The organism is Dyadobacter tibetensis Y620-1 (assembly GCF_000566685.1).
GTDB classification, from domain to species: Bacteria; Bacteroidota; Bacteroidia; order Cytophagales; family Spirosomataceae; genus Dyadobacter; species Dyadobacter tibetensis.
In genome coordinates this window covers 209987-228108 of sequence record NZ_AZQN01000005.1, presented here as the reverse complement: position 1 = coordinate 228108, position 18122 = coordinate 209987, and the positions used below count along the sequence as shown (strand labels likewise).

Genomic DNA, 18122 nt, shown 5'->3' with positions numbered 1-18122 from the left:
AATTCGTGTTTTACCGATTTACTCAATGGAAAGCTTGCCATTTTATATATTGCCGTTTCAGCTTCTCTCCATTGCATATAAAAGGAGTGCCTCCTAGGGAGAATGCCCCTCCTATATCGAGCCATGAAAAAGTTAGCTTCCATTAATTTAAACGCGAATAAAAGGGAGCAGATTAGCACATAAACTTCAAACGCCGCGAAGTTTGAGCATCGGAACGAAAAAATTGAGAGGAAGCTAAAAAAGAAGTCTTCTCCAATCGACCCTTCGTTATTGTTTCTATGCGTAATAGCCTCTCTTACTAATTCGCAGTCTAAGAGGTATTTCACAATTTCTATTATGGCCAGTAAAATAAAAGATGGGAGTACGATACCAAGCCGCAGAAAAGAAAAGCAACGAAACATTGCTTTTATGGAAACAAAAAAATGGGAGGGGGTAAGGAGATATAAATCCTATCCTTTTGATGACAACCCTGATACGGTGGAAACAGATGATGTGCCCCGCTTCGTTTCCAATAGGTTTTTTTCTTGTAAGACCCTATTCAGTTCTATTATACTCTGCACATTCAATTTGGAAAAAATCGTGTACTTCACTGTGCTGATGGTTGAGGCTTTTAGTCCCAACCTTTCTGCAATCTTTGAGGTTCCCATGCCCTGTGCCAATAAAAAGGCAATTTCTCTCTGCCGCATGGTCAAAGACAGCTTCCTCATGCTCGAATTGGGTTTCGTAGATACCGAACCATGATCAATAAGTTCCGTAAGCATGCTGTTAAAATCCGATGGGTCTATATAATATTTCCCTTCAAGGACCATACCTACGCAACGCTCCAGCATGGACGCATCGCTTTCCTGAGAGAGGTATCCATGAGCTCCAAACTTGAGATATTGAATGGCCGATTCGGAAGAGCCACTTGGATCAAAAATAATGATTTTGCTCTCTCTAAAATGACTCTTTACTTCTGCTATTCGATTCCCTCCTTGCCGGTCTATTGCCATAATGACCAGTTCCGGGCTGAAACCTTGAGATTTGTTTTTAATGTTTTGAATGTTGTCAACTTCAATTAAACGGATATTATCAAATTTTTCATTTAACAAACATTTAATTCCTTCGCGAATGACTGGTCTACTTTCGATGATGAGTGTGTGTAACATAGTAAAAATTATAATTTCATTCCGATCAAATAATCAATAAAATTTGACCATACTTTTCTATTCCAAACTTATGCAAATATGATTTTTTTTGACCTATTATTTACCTCCATCTCCCGGTTATTGACTATTTCATGCTATAGAACAAACTATGATTAGCAATAAATTGCTAATCACCATGCGTGGAAATGAAGTCGACTGGCCCTCCTCTACCTCCGAAAAACAGGCTTTTCTGGCTAGTAATGACGGCGATTTTAAGATAGGAACGAAGTAATTTGAAGGAAAGTAATTCCGTAAATGAATTACTGATTCTTGCCTATCTGATATCTAGAACTTTCTTTGCATTTTTCCTCAATGCATAGACATACATATCAAATATTAGATTTAAATTAGTGGATATTATTAGATTATCTGAATGGTTACATAATACTAATTATAACCGTTGGACACCCTAATTTTATTGAGGCTCTCAAGCTTTTAACTAGCCATTTGAAGAGGTGGTTTTACCTCCTTAAACTACCGGATAAATACTTACTTTTAAATACTTCATTATGACCTTAATAGTAGACACGCTACCTTCATTATATTCACAACTTTCAGCCTTTAGAGCCCATGATCAATATCTACCTGATATTGATCGGGATCAACTCATTGCAGAACTTTTCCCAAGCTCTGCTTCTGAATTGGTACAGCGCCTTTCTGATATATCAGCGGCTATGTTTGGAGTTGTTCTAAAACATGCCGGCGCATACTGTGGTTTCGAACATATCGACCCCATTGCTAATGATACAATGTATAATTTAGGGAAAATTAATGCTGCTCGCAGTTTAGATAAAGAAGGCATTAATAGGGATATAGAAGGATTTTTTAAGATTATTTTGATCACCATTTTCACCGCCAATCCCGAGTATAGTTTTACGATTAACCGACTAGATGAGCAAGAACTTAAAATGACTATTAGAGGCGTAGACCGGTACCATAAAATTGCCTTTACTACTGGGATTGTCGATCATTTAACTTGGCCCGTGATCTCCCCTTACCTTCATGGAATTAATGAGGAGCTTGGAATAAATGCTAAAATCGGAATTCAACTGTTGATATTAAATGAACAAAGTCAATGTCATTATGAATTAAAGATTACAGGGGGCTTCAAATAATAGTCCATTAGATTAGTACAAAACCAGTTTTCCACATCTAATACCTAAGGGAGCGGAAAACTGGCTTTATATTATTTAAATAGAATATTTCCCATATCAAGTAAAGATAGAAACTCTATGTGGCGAGAAGATCAACTTGTTTCTTCGAGCTATCTATATCTTGAATAATATTTGCGATTTTTTCGGGGTGCTGATAAATAAAAAAATGTCCCCCTTCCATGCATTTATATTCGAAATCAGCAATGGTGAAGCTCTGCCACTGTTCAATTCGATGTGCACTTTTTTCCTGGTGTCCCATCATTGCAAATATAGACGTTCTGATCAGCCCAGGCATAAGACCGCCTACAGAATCTACAAGTTTTAAGTCTGCTCGTAATATAGGTTCGTAAAATTTGTATAAGTCTTTATTTTGGAAAAGCTCTTCCGGAATTCCACCCATTTTCCTAAGGGCACTGGCAAACTCTGCCTCAGGGAGCTGATGTAAGGATTGCAAAAAATCTGACTTGCCCACTGCTGGGCTGGCATTGCCACTAACAATTAGGCACCCAGGCTTTTTATTGATTTTCTCCAAACGTTCTGTAACCCAGAAACCTAATATTGCACCTAGGCTATGTCCAAAAATAAGATCTACATCGGGCTCAATTTCCTTTTCTATCTGACTTGTTATGTCGTCAAGTGCATCCGTAAACCTTTCCAATAACTTTTCCTGATGTCGTTTTCCCCGACCTGGGAGTTCCAGAGGTCTTAAATCAAAAGTCTCTAAATACGGACTAAGGAATTGGTAAGAATATCTACTTCCACCTGCAAAATGCAGCAAGAATATTTTTCTCTTTGAATTGCTCATTTGATATATTATTTTTAGGCCTCATTTTTTAGATAAGATGTCCGCGGCATGTTCCATGAGCATCACGCCAATTTTATCCACATAACGATTGCGCCAACTTTCTAAAGAGGTACTACATACGAATTGATTGAAAGCACCCAATGCTGGGCTTGATCTTAATTGAAAATTCATTTTATTGCTGTCCTCTTCTTGGAAGGGCAATAAACGCGACCGCTCCAAGTATAATCGAAAAAGCTGTCCCAGCATCAACTTTGGCTGTTGCTTAACTCTATCTAGTTCATCATATTTATTCTGTTTAAGAAGTTCGTTTTGAACATGTTGAAGCATTTGTGCTATGGGTGCCTTGAAAAAATCTCTTTCTAGTTGAAACTTAATTTTCTCCGGAATTTCCTCCAACGAATTATACTGACAATATAGGGTGTAAAGCTTTCTAGCCCTTAAAGGAAAGAGCGTCCCTTTTTTCACAACTTGCTCTTGAACTCCCATTTCAAAGAAATCGCTCGAGGGAGCAAGGATAGTATCATGAATATCAATTTCTTGGAGAAGATCTTTACTAATCGCATTAATTCCTGCTTCCACAGTACATTGATTTATGGAGCCCGTAAGTACGAAGTCGGCACCCAAAACATAGGCACAAGCTATCGCTTGGGGAGTCCCAATTCCCCCCGACAATCCGATCCGAACCTTAATGGCCTCCGGAAATTTTTTTATAATCTGCTTCTGTAATAAGATTATACTTGGCAATAGCACCAGCGCCCCAACAGTCTCGGACTCTACACAGATATCATCGGCAATTGAAACCTTAGAGACATCCTGTGCCTGTTGGTCAGTAATTAATCCATGTTCTACAAGTTTTACTAAATCGCCTTGCGAAGGAGGCTGAAAAAAAGTCTCGGCCACTTCAGGCCTTGATACCTTGGCCATTATGCGATGCTCATTCATAGGATTGCCTTTCACATCTCGACGCATACCTTTTGCCTTAAAACGAATGAGGGCTGGAGTAAGCTGCAAGTATGCTGAAACTTCAATATTTTTGACTCCCAGCTGAAGACATAAGTCTATTAACTGCATATCATAATTTGTATCATTAGGGTTATACCTTACAGCGACACCAAATGGATGCTTTCCTTTCAATGCCTCCTGAATTTGATTGACATTTTGCTGAACCACATCTAAGGGTAATTCGTTGCTTCCGAAGAAGCTAAGAATCCCGGAACGAGCCAATTTAATGACCATTTCCGCCGATGAAATGCCTCTGTACATAGATCCCACAACATACGAATATTTCACCCTATAGGAAGCTTTGAAATCCTTGCTACCTAAGCTGGTTGCATCTACTTGGTTTTCAACATCTTTCCCAGTCCTCCCGGAAGCAGTAATGATATGATTTATTTTGTCATCCACTTTATCATCCAAGATCGGACTACATTCTCGACGTATCTCATTGGTCATTTTAGTCAGTAAAGTCCCATTAACTTCATCGAAAGTATCCACTCCATACCCCACAAGTAAGCGGATAGAATCAACCCATTGCACTGGGCCAGCGATTTGGGCACTCAATACCGATGCAATCTGTTCATTACTATATGGCAGAGCCATGACGTTGGCAATTACCGGAATTTTCAGAGGATGGAAAATAATACCCTTTAGAAATATTTTAAACTCGTCTGCTGCCGCTTTCATATAGCGAGAATGAAAAGGGGCACTTACATTTAAGGGAATAATATTTATTTTCCGTTCAAGAAACTGTTTTATTACTTGCGACATCGTCGTTTTAGGCCCTGACAACACAGTCTGTGTGGGGGTGTTCAGATTAGCAATATCAACATCCATAAACCCCTCCGCCGCGAGCAGTTGAATAAGATGTTCCCTTGATACTCCTAAAACTGCCGCCATCCCTCCACCAGAAGCGGCGGCCATAAGTTCTCCTCTTTTTTTTACCAACTTTAAGCCCGTCATAAAATCGAATACACCACTCGCCAGTAGGGCATTATACTCCCCTAAACTATGACCTATCAAATAAGATGGCACCTGGGTAGGACGGTCGAAATAAGCGAAGGAATTGACGGTATAGATAGCCGGCTGGGTATACTGAGTTTGACTTAATAATTTCTGAGGATCCCGCAAACAAAGTTCTTCCAGATCATATCCTAGTAGTTCAGAAGCACCAATAGTTTCTGTTTTGTATCCCTTAAATAGGTCCTTGCCCATTCCTTTAAATTGTGACCCCTGGCCGGGGAACATAACTGCTTTCATATCAATATTTTTAAAGTTCGACAATGGCTAATAGCCATTATTTATGAATGGAATTCGTAAGGACTTGGGGCCCATAAGAAATCCCTGTCGATAGCTGGGCATATATATAGTCCGAAAGTGTGGAAATAGTTGGATTGCTAAATAGGTCGGCAAAGTCTAGTGTAATTGGAAGTACAGCATTTATATTGCGGATAAGCTCCACACCCGACAAGGAATCGAAACCATTTTCAAAAAAATCCTTCTCGATATCAATATCACTTTTCATTTTTTTAACAGTCTCAGCCGCTATAATAGCCAACCGATCTTTTAACAGATCTAAGAAGTCAGGTTCACCTATACGACTTAAGGGTAGACCCATTCCATAAGTTTCAGAGTTTTCTTCTCGAATTGCAACCGGGATTGCGACTATCTGGCTATGGCTTTTTTTCTCCGGAGAAGGGAGGATCCAATGGCGCTCCCGAGCAAAGGGATAGGTGGGTAGACTTATTTTCCCCGGACTGCCCAAGGGGTATAGTCTTTTCCAATCTACTACTCCCCCCAAACACCATAATTCTAAGAGCTGCTCGTACTGGCCCAGGTCTAGAAGTCGATTCCCTTTATCGCTATCTAATAATTTAACCGGCCCATTTCCCTCATCTGTATGGCCCTCACAAAAAACAGCATCATCCTTTAGAAAATTTTTCAGTTTTTCCTGTAATTCGATGACAGAAACGGTTACAAAGCCCATTCTCTGTGATAAATGATCTCGACCTACTTGGAGCGTATAGGCTACCTGATGGATAGAAACTTCTGGATTGAGTACTAAATAGGCATGTAAATCTTCCACACGTTTCCTTAGCCTATCTTTGTTTTTGGCTGAAAGCAGAATTATTACCTGTTCTTGCTGAGATAAATCAGCTGGAACGGATGGAATGTATTCTTCCAAAACGATATGCGCATTAGTTCCCCCAAATCCGAAACTACTGACCCCTGCCCTCCGAGGAGTATTTTCAGGAGAAATCCAGGGTGTAGTTTTCTTTTGAAGGGTAAAGGAGCTTCCGTTCAGTCGAAGAAACTCATTTGCATTTTCTAATTGAGGGTTTCCCGGAAGGATGCGATGTTTCATAGATAATAACACCTTAATTACACCCGCTACCCCTGCCGCAGACTCTAGGTGACCAATATTGGTTTTGACACTCCCTATACTGCATACAGGATGAGAAGGAGTACTTAACCCCCATTCATTAAAGAGGGTTTCAAATGCCATTTTCAATCCTTCCGCCTCAATGGGATCTCCTAGAGCTGTCCCGGTGCCATGAGCCTCAATATAGCTTATCGTACGAGGATCTACACCCGCGCGACGATAAGCATTCAATATTACTTCCTTCTGGGCAATCGGGTTGGGAGAAGTTAGAGTATTAGCTCTTCCACCATGATTTTCGGCGGTTCCCCGAATAAGGGCATAAATGTGATCACCATCTTTTTGGGCCTGGCTGAGTGATTTTAAAACCAATATTCCTACACCCTCCGCTCGAACATATCCATTGGCACGCTGATCGAACGTCCGGCATCTGCCATCTTCACTCAGCATACCAGCATTACTTACAGCCAAGGTAGTATCTACAGAGAGCAAAGAGTTCACTCCTCCAGCAATAGCCATTGCGCAACGGCCAGACTGAATACTATCCACTGCACGGTTTAAGGCTATCAATGAACTGGAGCAAGCCGTATCGATTGGTTCACTCGGGCCATGAATATCCAATAGATACGAGATACGATTAGCCAGCATTGAATGGGTATTACCTGTAGCATAATGAGCATGCACACGAAGCTCCCGCTGCTCGCTTAACAAATCGGCATAGTCGTTATTTAGCACTCCAATAAATACACTCACACTAGTTCCCTTCAACTTACTGGTTGGAATACCCGCATCCTCTAAAGCAGAAAACACAGCCTCTAAGGTTATCCTATGCTGGGGATCCATCAATTCCGCTTCTCGGGCTGAAATTTCAAAAAAAGAGGCGTCAAATTTATCTATATCAGAAATAAAACCTCCCCATTTTGCTTTCGTTTTTAGCGCATCACGACGGGAATCTCCATAGTATGATTTCCAGTCCCATCGGTCAGGTGGAATTTCACGGATAAGGTCCTTGTTACCTGTTAGCTGCTCCCAAAATTCCACCAAATTTTCAGACCCAGGAAAACGACCTGACATCCCCACAATGGCTACCGGATCCTTTTCATCATCATCTTTTGTTGAAGGATTAGATTTTGAATTAGGATACCTCCCAGTAGGTCCGTTTGGCAAAATTCTAGACTCTTCCGCTACTTCAGAAGTGAGATTACTAATCAGATGACTATATTTAGGTCCTATCTCGTCTAGATAATGATCGATCATAAAACCAGCCAGCTCCCGTATAGTTGAATAAGTAAAAAATTCAGCTGGAGACAAGTCAAGCTCGTAATAGTCGTTGAATTGATTGGTAAACTTGGTTAAAATTATCGAATCGAAACCATAACTACTTAGTTCGACATCAGGCATCAGATCCTCTACATCATAAGTTAGAACCTGAGCGATGAGCTTTAAAATATCTTTTTCCAAAATCGTCTGAAACAAGGTTCTGTCAGCTGCTTGAAGCTGAATCTTGGATCCACGATTAATTTTGTTCAGAGGCTCATCAATTAACTTTTCTTTTTGACCATACATGACGACTCCTTGACTCAGAGACGAACCCAATAGTTTTTCAAAGGCTTTTATTCCTTCTTGACTTGGCATTGGCATCATCCCCCATTTCTTCTCCAGATAATGTGCGCTGCCCTCATTGACGGACATTCCTCCTTCGGCCCATAGAGGCCAGTTAATACTTAAAGTCCTACCTTTGCTCACTCCATTTGCTACGCGCTTATTGCGCTCATGGGCAAATTGATCCAGATAAGCATTGGCCGCCGCATAGTCAGCCTGTCCAATATTGCCTTTGACGGCTGCCAAAGAGGAGAATAAAATGAAGAAATCCAAAGGGGTATCTCCTATTGCTTGATCCAGATTTTGTACCCCTTTTACCTTTGGAGCGAAAACTTCCCTAACTTCTTTGGAGGTTTTATTCATAATAAAACTATCTCGCGTTACCCCAGCACTATGCAGGATACCATTGAGCTTCCCAAATCGTACGGTTATTTCCTGTATTAATGCCCTAACCGCATCTGCATCACTTACGTCACATTGCAGATAATTAATATTTTCGAAGTTCTTTACCTCCGAGGCAGGTCTTCTACCAGTTATAACTACCTGAACGTCCTTCGTCTTAGTCAAGTAATGTGCAAACAAATATCCCAACGCCCCCACACCTCCTGTAATCAGATAAACCCCCTGTTCCTGAGCCATAGCAGCTACCGAGGATTGTTCAGTCGAAAAAATTTGTAGTCTCTTGCTTTGTCTTCTTCCCTCTACATACCGAATTTCCATTTCAGTTTTAGTAAAAGGAATTTCCAGTTCGCTTTTAATCAGCGCCGCCATAGCGAGCGGACTTTCCATTCTTAACATTTCTACGCCTATCATCCGAGGAGTGAGACGTTCATTTTCAAGCTGTAAAGTTCTTAAAAGTCCCGACAAAAAACCATAACGAAGTACCTGGGCTGAATTATAGAATAGTAAGATCGGTCCAGAACGTTGCTTCGTTATATTCTCCTTTAATATGTCCAGCAATCCATTAAATAAGTCTGCGACTTCTGAATCAGAAAGGCTCTTTACAGGTAAATTCAGAATATCACCTAAAGCTGATGCAAGTTCAGAATTTTTCTCTTCCAGAAGAATAATCTGAGCAGGTATCAACCCTGATTGATATCCCAAAGTTACATCTAAGGTCTCCTGCCAGGAATAATCAAACAGATGCAAGCTTTCCGCATGGGCCAAACCCGATTTTTTTGGTTGTAAAACAGGTTCTCCACTCAGGCTTAGCACCGATAAATCCTTAAATTGCAAATGCACTTGGCCCGAATCATCTGTGATCTCAATATCAAAACTGATGATCTCATTTTGTCCCACCACCTTGGATTTTTTGATAGCATAAGCCCATATCCTGTCGGTTGGTGCCTGGTATAAATTGACTTGCCTCACGGCAAAAGGAACCAATGCGCTTGGTAAACCAGTAGACGTCATTATTGTTCCCAAACAAGTTTGTAAAGCGCTATCTATAAGTCCAGGATTTAGTGAATATCTTGCGTCGACAGGCAATTCTATAAAGGCTAGAGATTCGCTGTCCCCCATAAATAACGTGCTTATTCCTTGAAAGCTACTTCCATACTCAAGGCCAGCTTCCCGAAATATTGTATAGCAATCATCCCCTGCTGTCACGTCACTCAACCGACTTTTTATGGCCTCCAAATCGATGGCTGCTACTTCTACAAGAGGAAAGGTGCTGAATGATCCAGAACATAACGATAGGTTCGATTCCTGACCAAAAGTCGAAACATTAAAACCAAAATCTTGTCTCGATTGCTCTATTTTTATCTCTATTTCTTGGGTATCTCCCGTTAGATGAAAGGCATTATGCCAACTTACATTGTTTAACTGCGTAACCCTTTTCTGAGTACTCATGGATCCCGCTTGGCTGATCATCTCTATGTAAGCTACTCCAGGCATTAAGCACTTTCCACCCACTTTATGATCCTTTATAAAGGATTCTTTTCCGCTAAATAAACTGGAATATTTATGTGATTTAAGAGTTGAACTATTTCGATGTACTAACGGATGTATGGTCAGGTTTCCAGAAGGATTTATAACCTGTTTGGACTGCGGGATCCAATATCTTTTCCTTGCAAAAGGGTAAGTCGGTAAAGCTATTTTTACTGGTTTTATATCACCATAAAGCTTAGACCAGGCTATATCGGCACCTTTCACCCATAATGAGGCCAAAGAATGGTAGTCCTTGCCAGAAAGGGCCTTTTGCGCCTGTGATCTCAACTGCTCCTCTTCCAGATCTGAAAGAAGCTCATTTGATACTATACTCCCTCGATACATACCATCTGATTTTCCCCCTAAGAAGTCGCTTAGATACCCCTGCAGTTCGGGAATGTTTTTGGCAATAATACTCAGTCGTTCTCGCATCGGATCTCTACCGACCTGCAAGGTATAGGCCATATCATTGAGATCGGTCAAAGGGTTTACCTGAATATGGGTCAATAAGTCTTTTACCTTAGCTTTTAATCTCTCCGTATTTTTTGCTGATAACAGAAGAACCGACGGTTCAGTACTTTCAAATCGTTTTTTACTTCCCCCAAGGTACTCTTCGATAATAATGTGTGCATTAGCGCCGCCAAATCCGAAACCACTTACCCCGGCAATTCTTGGCATACCCATTGGACTAAACCATGGAGTAGTATCCTTCTGCAAATAGAAAGGACTACCTGAAAGTCTCAAAAATTCATTTGGAGTATTCAATTGCGGGTTACCGGGAATCATTTGATACTTCAGAGATAATAAAACCTTGATGATACCTGCCATTCCGGCGGCAGACTCCAAATGACCGATATTTGTTTTTACACTGCCTATCCCACAAATAGGCTCTGAGGGTATGGACAAACCCTTCTCTTTGTATAGAGTGGCGAAAGCCATCTTTAAACCCTCAGTTTCAATAGGGTCACCCATAGAGGTTCCCGTACCATGAGCTTCTATATAGCTTACTCTACTGGGATCTACATTGGCAGAGCGATAAGCGCTTAGGAGAAGCTCCTTTTGCGCCTGGGGATTAGGAGAGGTAAGCGTATTGGCCTTTCCCCCATGATTCTCTGCCGTACCTCTGATTATACCATAAATCCGGTCTCCATCGCGTTCAGCCTCTGATAAAGACTTCAGAATTACAATGCCTACTCCTTCGGCACGGACATATCCATTGGCACTTTGGTCGAAAGTCTTACACCTACCATCTTCGCTAAGCATCCCTGCGTTACTGATGGATATGGTAGTCTCTGGAGAGAGTATAGCATTTACCCCCCCTGCTATAGCTACCTTACAACGCCCTGAGCGAATATTTTCCACTGCTCGATGCACAGCCACTAAAGAACTAGAGCAAGCAGTATCAATCGGTTCACTAGGACCATGTAAGTCCAATAGATAAGAAACCCGGTTCGCCAAGATGGTTCGCAGATTACCACTAGAAATTTGGGCTTGAATGATCAGGTCCTTTTGCTGGCCTAGTAACATGGTGTAATCATTATTGAGAACGCCAATGAAAACCCCTGTATTAGAGCCTCTGAGCTTAGCTGCAGGAATGGAAGCATCCTCTAAGGCGCTGTAAACGGCCTCCAAGGTAATGCGCTGCTGAGGATCCATGAGCTCGGCCTCGACAGGCGAAATTTCGAAAAACAAGGGATCAAACTTATCCATATCTGATATAAAACCTCCCCATTTGGCTTTGGTCTTATAGAGGTCTTTTCGAGGATCACCATAATACTCCCGCCAGTCCCAGCGTTCCTCAGGGATCTCCGTAACCAAATCCTTTTTATCTCTTATTTGCTCCCAAAAAGTGGCTAAATCTTCACTTCCTGGAAATCGGCCGGAAATACCTACTATCGCTACAGGTTCGTTACTAGCTTGGTAAGGAGTGAAATCTTCGTAAGAATGATGAGACTTCATCGAGGGAAAATTGGGCAGCTCCTCCCCCTTATTACCAATAACGGAGGATTCTGATACTGAAGTCAACCCCTCTTGCTGGGATTCCTCCCGATATTTCTGATGCAACTCTTGACTATAGTTCTCAGTGAGATGACTGACCAGTTCGTTAATAGTGGAATAATTATAAAAAGCCGTAGGCGCCAAATCTATCCCATAATAATCGTTAAGATCATTGGCAAAACGTGCCAACATATTTGAGTCGAATCCATAACCCATAAGATCCTTGTCAACCCGTATGGTCTTCTGGTCAAATTTTAAAATCTCCGATGCTATTTGTTGAATTTGTATTCTTACAAGCTCTGGTATTAGATCTGAATTTACTGCCCCGGATTCAGATGCACCTCCGTTATGTATGGCCTGCTTCACTTTTGTTTTGGCCAAAAGCATAATCACTTGCCTTTCTGAAAAGGATTTAAAAATTTTATCACCCTCTCCATAGCCAACTACCACCTGACCATTGGCGGATCGCAGAATCTGCTCAAACGCAGCTAAGCCAACCGCTTCGGACATGGGCTTAAGCCCAAAAACATTCTTTAAATACCGCTGATGCTCCAGATCCATCTGCATCCCCCCGGCCTTCCAATACGGCCAATTTATACTCAGGGTCTTACCTTTTCTCCTGCCATCCTCTACAAGCTCATTTCGGAACTGAGCATAATGATCTAGGTAAGCATTGGCAGCTGCATATGCTGCTTGGCCCGAGTTCCCTATGACTCCCGCTACGGATGAGAAGTACACCATGAAGTCCAAATCAAACTCCTGGCTCGCTAGATCAAGATTTTTCACACCTTGAATCTTTGGTTCAAGTACTTCTTGAATATCTGACCAGGGAGTGTCCTTATGCAATAAATTATCCCGAAGTACTCCAGCACTGTGAATAATTCCATCTATGCGGCCATACTTAGCAATAATTTCGTTTAAAAGTCGATCTACATCAGCTCTAGACGATAAATCACAGGATCTATATTCCCTTTCCGATCCATTATTCATCAAATTCAATGGTAGTACAGCCCCGTCCCGTCGCCCAGTAAGAATGACACGGGTTCCGGTCACCTTATGAATGTGTCTTTCAAAAATTTGTCCCAGTCCTCCCATACCTCCGGCAATCAAATAAACCCCTCCTTCCTTAATCGCAACCGAAAGCGGGACTGATGAAATGCTAATCATCGGGTCGAGTGATTTTACCTGCCTCTTCCCATTAATGTACCTTACCTCTGATTCTATCTTATCCTTTTCAAAAGTTAGTATTGACGCCAACCATTTTTGCTCGTTCGAAATGAGTCTTTCGACCCCTACTACTCTCCCACTAATTGAGGCGTTTTCTTGATTAGCCGTTTTTAACAACCCAGTGATATATCCATATTCAGCAAATTCATGATTTTGGACCAATACTATAAAATGAAGTGGAACCCTTTGTTCCATTCCAGATTTTATTTTTTGCAGTACCGTAAAAAATAAATCCTCGGCGGTCTGGCATGAAATTGATTCTACGGGCATCTTCGTTTCTTGGCTAAGTGCATCAGCCAACCGAGCTGAGCCGCCAGCTAGTAAAATTGTAGGAGTTGTTAAGTCGCTATTTACAATCCCTCTCCCCGGTTCCCTTTCATTCCAATGGTTACCAAACAAATGCAAAGCAGGATGTGAGAATTCGATGGCTTCTGGACGTTTGGCTTCCGGATTCATTGGAGAGAAAGAGAAAGCTTTTAATTGAACCAATACCCTCCCCTGCATATCGAACAGATCGATATCATAAGTCAGCAGGCTATTTTTGACTCCATCCATATTAGTTCCGGATTTTCGGGCATAACTCCATATACGATTTGGCAAATCAGCATAAATATTAACCTCTTTGACCCGGAAGGGAACCACCGTACGATTTTTATCTTCACGGAGCATCACTGATAAGCACGTTTGGACAGCACTATCCATGATTGAAGGATCAAGCATAAAGCCCGGATTTGGAACCAGCTCAATTGAAGCCAATGCTACATTCAACCCATTATATAGCGTATGTATCCCTTGAAAACCAGGACCATAGGTAAGACCCATCGCCTTAAATTGCTCATAACTCTCCAGTCGATTAGAGCCATAAGAAAAGCTCCTTTGAAGCGCATTGATATCGATAGAATCAATTTGTGGTAGTGTTTCATAATTTGCCTCTCCCCTACAGTACAAATTTGAGTCTCCATTCCAGTTTGTTACCTCAAAAATGATACCCTTTCTACCCAACTCCGTCTTGATTGCCAGTTCTTTTATGCCTTGATCGAAATGGAGAGGATTAACCCAACTAACGTTTCGGAGCTGTTTTATCTCCTGTCCTGAAGATATACTGGTCGCATGCCGTGCCATTTCTAAATAAGCTACGCCAGGAAAAACAGTCTGACCAAATAACTTATGATCTTTTACGAAAACTTCCTCGCCAGTAAGGACTGTCCTATAGCTTTGTTTTGCGAATGTGGAGATATTCTCTTGTACCAAGGGGTGCAACATCTTCTGTTCTGATCTTCCCATCTGATTATCTTGGGCAATCCAGTACCTGTCTCGCAAAAAAGGGTAAGTGGGCAGACTAATCTTCTCCGGTCTTTTCTCAGAATACAAGTCTACCCAATCTATGGTCATACCCTTTGCCCAAAGTTGAGCAAGTGTTTCGGAATCCTTGGCTTGAATAGCAGCCTCAACAGTTGACGTGCCTGGAGCTCCTTGTAGAAAAAATTGTTCTTTCTGTACTAAACCATCACCTTCATAATACCGACCGGACTCTGCATTGCAATACGCCTGTAAATTCTCCTGCAAATCGACCATATGTTTAGCCGTGAAGGACAGGCGTTGTTCCATGGGTTCCCTTCCTACCTGCAGCGTATAAGCCATTGCATAGAGATCTATTCCTTCATACTGTTTTGTATAAAAAAGTAGATTCTTAACTTGTGTTTTAAGACAATCCTTGTCCCTGGCTGACAATACAAAAATTGCCGGTTCCGTACTGGTGTACTTCTCTCTATTTTTTGAAATATATTCTTCCAGAACAACATGGGCATTCGTTCCGCTAAACCCAAAACTGCTCACGGTAGCACGTCGAGGGAAATTTCCAGAAGGGAGCCAGGTTTCCGATTTTTGCTGAATCTTAAATGGACTATCCGGAACACTGATCAATGGATTTTGTTGCACATAATTCAGACTAGGTACCAGTAACCTGTGTTTGAAACAAAGCAAAACTTTGATAATTCCCGCTACCCCAGAAGCCATCACCGTGTGACCAATATTTGTTTTTACACTCCCTAGGCTACAAAAACCTTTATCACCGGTAAACTTTTGAAAACTAGCCGAAAGGGCTTCAAATTCGATGGGGTCTCCAAGACTTGTACCCGTACCATGCGCTTCTACGCAACCAATGGTATGAGGGTCGATATTAAATTTGGTATAAACTTCGGTTTCTAATGCCTGTTGAGCCAGCGAGCTTGGTGCCGTAATCCCGTTTGTGGCTCCATCTTGATTAGTAAGGCTCCCCTTAATAATACCATAAATACGATCCCCGTCGCGCTCAGCGTCCGATAATCGCTTAAGTATTACCACCCCTACTCCTTCCCCAGGTACAAATCCATTGGCACGACTATCGAATGTATAACATTGCCCATCAGGAGAGAGCATCCCAGCTTTACTTGTTTGCTTGTAAAAATCAGGACGAGTGGCTAACCATACCCCTCCGGTAAGAATTAGATCAGTCTCATTGGTAAGAAGACTCTTGCACCCTAAATCTAGGGCAACTAACGAACTGGAACAAGCAGTATCTAAGGAAACAGCAGGACCTTTAAGGTCTAAGAAATATGATATCCGTGAAGCAAGGATAGAACTAGCGTTCCCCCAAAAAGAAGCCGCCTCCTTGCTATCTTCCCCATCAAGATAGTCGCTAGGTCCGGCACCAACAAACACTCCAGTCTTGCTTGATTTGAGTTTTTGAGGATTTATCCCCGCATCTTCCAAGGCTTTCCAGCACTCCTCCATAAATAAACGTTGCTGGGGATCCATTACTTCGGCTTCCCTCCCTGAGATTTTGAAAAATAATGGATCAAATTTATCTGTATCCCTTAAAAATGAACCCCACTTACTATTCGTTTTTCCAGGTTCGTTTTTACTCGCACTATAATGCACGTTCTTATCCCAACGATTGGCCGGTACTTCCTCAATTAAGCTCCTTCCCTCTCTGATTGTCTCCCAAAAAACTTCAAGGCTTTCAGCAGCTCCAAATTTTCCACTCATTCCAATAATCGCCACTTGCTCACCTCTATGGTCAATACTTTCTCCCAATACTTTAGCTGGCTCAATTTTAGAATTTTCCGGACTTGAGATTGTTCTATTACTATTTCCACCTAGATTCTCGGTTACTTCACCCGTAAGGATGGTTGAGCCTCTTGACTCTGATTTTGGGGATGCAACGGGAATTTGTATAGTTTCTGCAAACTGAACCTTGATATATTCCGCCATGGAGGTAATATCAGGATAGTTAAAAATATCGATGGTTTTAAGATTGATTCCCAGATCATCATTCATATTTTTGATCAGAGTTGTGCCCAAAATAGAATCAAAACCATAATCAGAGAATCTTTCGTCTATGTTGAATTCTTCTTTTGGAAGTTTGATGGTCTCCGCAGCGATAGTTAATAGTTTGTCTTTTAACCAATCCAAATCAATGCTTTTTATAGATAAATCGACTTCAGTCGAACTATGCTCAAGGTGCGGAAGTATCGAGGGAGGTAATTGAACTTTGCCTCCTTTACCATCACTCACAGCCGCAATTATCTGTTGTGGTAACTGAAGCCCCCTCGGGTAAAAACTTGCCGAAGTAAACCCTGTTTGATCCAATACAATCTTCCAGCTTTCACTACTCAACCCAGGGCAGCCTTTGAGACGAAGGTGCTCGTCCTCATAAAGCCACCAGCCATCGAGTAAACCGAAGGTAACTGTATAAAAAAATTCTGTCTGAGCAATCTCATTTAAAATCATCAGACCTCCCTTCTTCATTACCGACTTTAAATTCTGGAGCGTTTTGTTAATATTACGCGTCGCATGAACCACATTGGCCCCTACTATAATGTCAAAGAAACCAGCAGGTATTTTCTGGTTGGAAGCCGGTTCTTCAATATTGAATAATGCGGTTTTAATGTAGGGGGCTACCTCCATATATCGATCCGCATAGAATAGAAAACTCCTTGAAACATCTGAGAAGGTATACTCCAGATTTGCACTAAATGGAGCTAGTCTTTTGAAAAGCCCTTCACTTGTACCTCCAGTGCCGCCACCGATTTCCAATATGCGTATTTTATCTCCAGGGTTTAACGACCCTACGGAATTGGCCACACTTCCAGCTACTAGTTCCCCGAGAATATCGTTAAAATAATTTGCCCGATAATTATTTTTATAAATCCCGCTAACATTTTCAAGGTCTCCATTTGGAAAAATCACGTCCGTGGCCGGAATTATACCTTTTAACAAATCAACATAACAACTTAGGCATAATCTCAACTGCTTCACATATGGTATGTAGCTAGCATTGGACCGAATCAACAATTCACTATCTCTTTCAAAATCGAAGTTTCGAAGTAACTCCATAACATGAAAAGGTATGTGCAACCTGTCAGCATTAACCTCTAATATTCCATCTGCCAACAGCTCCGAAAATAATTCCGCCCAAAACCTATCCAGTTTTTCAGCAATACCTAAAGATGATCTTATTCCTTCTAAGGGCTTATTTTCTATGCCCATCTTGACTAAGACATTTAATAAACCATATTGACACAGCTGTTTTAGATCTCGCTCGGCTCGCGTATCTTCTAAGAATGGCCTGGTCTCAACTGTAGCTAGGCGTAGTAGGGTCTCCTGGATTGAATCGGTACTTTGCATCTTCATATACGTTGAAATGTTTAGATTTATTTTTCCTGAAAAAGAATGGGAGAAACGCAGTAAATTCTGCGGTGCTAAATGATCGATCGATCCAAAACTACGAAAACATTCTAGTCTTGCAAATCAAAGTATTTCGACTAAAAAATCGTATTTATTAAAGGTTATACCCTTTAGAA

Annotated in this window: 6 protein-coding genes; 2 read left to right on the top strand and 4 right to left on the bottom strand. The window is 41.4% G+C overall.

Going from position 1 to position 18122, the window contains the following annotated elements; all coding sequences use genetic code 11:
• Window positions 1-449: 449 nt before the first annotated feature.
• Complete coding sequence (locus X939_RS0115310) at window positions 450-1148, bottom strand: LuxR C-terminal-related transcriptional regulator (protein WP_025764164.1); 699 nt, start codon at window positions 1146-1148, stop codon at window positions 450-452.
• Window positions 1149-1296: 148 nt separating this feature from the next.
• Between X939_RS0115310 and X939_RS24030 the strand changes: the two genes are divergently transcribed.
• Both X939_RS24030 and X939_RS0115300 read left to right on the top strand, forming a co-directional pair.
• On the top strand, window positions 1297-1419 hold the full coding sequence (locus X939_RS24030; RefSeq protein ID WP_262485436.1) for a hypothetical protein: 123 nt from the start codon (window positions 1297-1299) through the stop codon (window positions 1417-1419).
• 277 nt (window positions 1420-1696) lie between these two features.
• Entirely contained in the window at window positions 1697-2302 is a 606-nt protein-coding gene (locus tag X939_RS0115300; RefSeq protein WP_025764163.1) for a hypothetical protein, read from the top strand.
• Between the two features lie 115 nt (window positions 2303-2417).
• Here the strand turns inward: X939_RS0115300 and X939_RS22500 are convergent, their stop codons facing one another.
• From X939_RS22500 to X939_RS23650, 3 genes are read right to left on the bottom strand one after another with little or no spacing between them, the layout of a single operon-like run.
• Entirely contained in the window at window positions 2418-3146 is a 729-nt protein-coding gene (locus X939_RS22500; protein ID WP_044199639.1) for a thioesterase II family protein, read from the bottom strand.
• 21 nt (window positions 3147-3167) lie between these two features.
• Window positions 3168-5402 (bottom strand): ACP S-malonyltransferase, encoded by a 2235-nt coding sequence (fabD, locus tag X939_RS22495; RefSeq protein WP_044199636.1) that lies wholly within the window; start codon window positions 5400-5402, stop codon window positions 3168-3170.
• 37 nt (window positions 5403-5439) lie between these two features.
• The gene (locus tag X939_RS23650) at window positions 5440-17952 is read right to left on the bottom strand and encodes an SDR family NAD(P)-dependent oxidoreductase (protein WP_025764162.1); all 12513 of its coding nucleotides are present in this window, start codon (window positions 17950-17952) and stop codon (window positions 5440-5442) included.
• Between the last annotated feature and the right edge of the window lie 170 nt (window positions 17953-18122).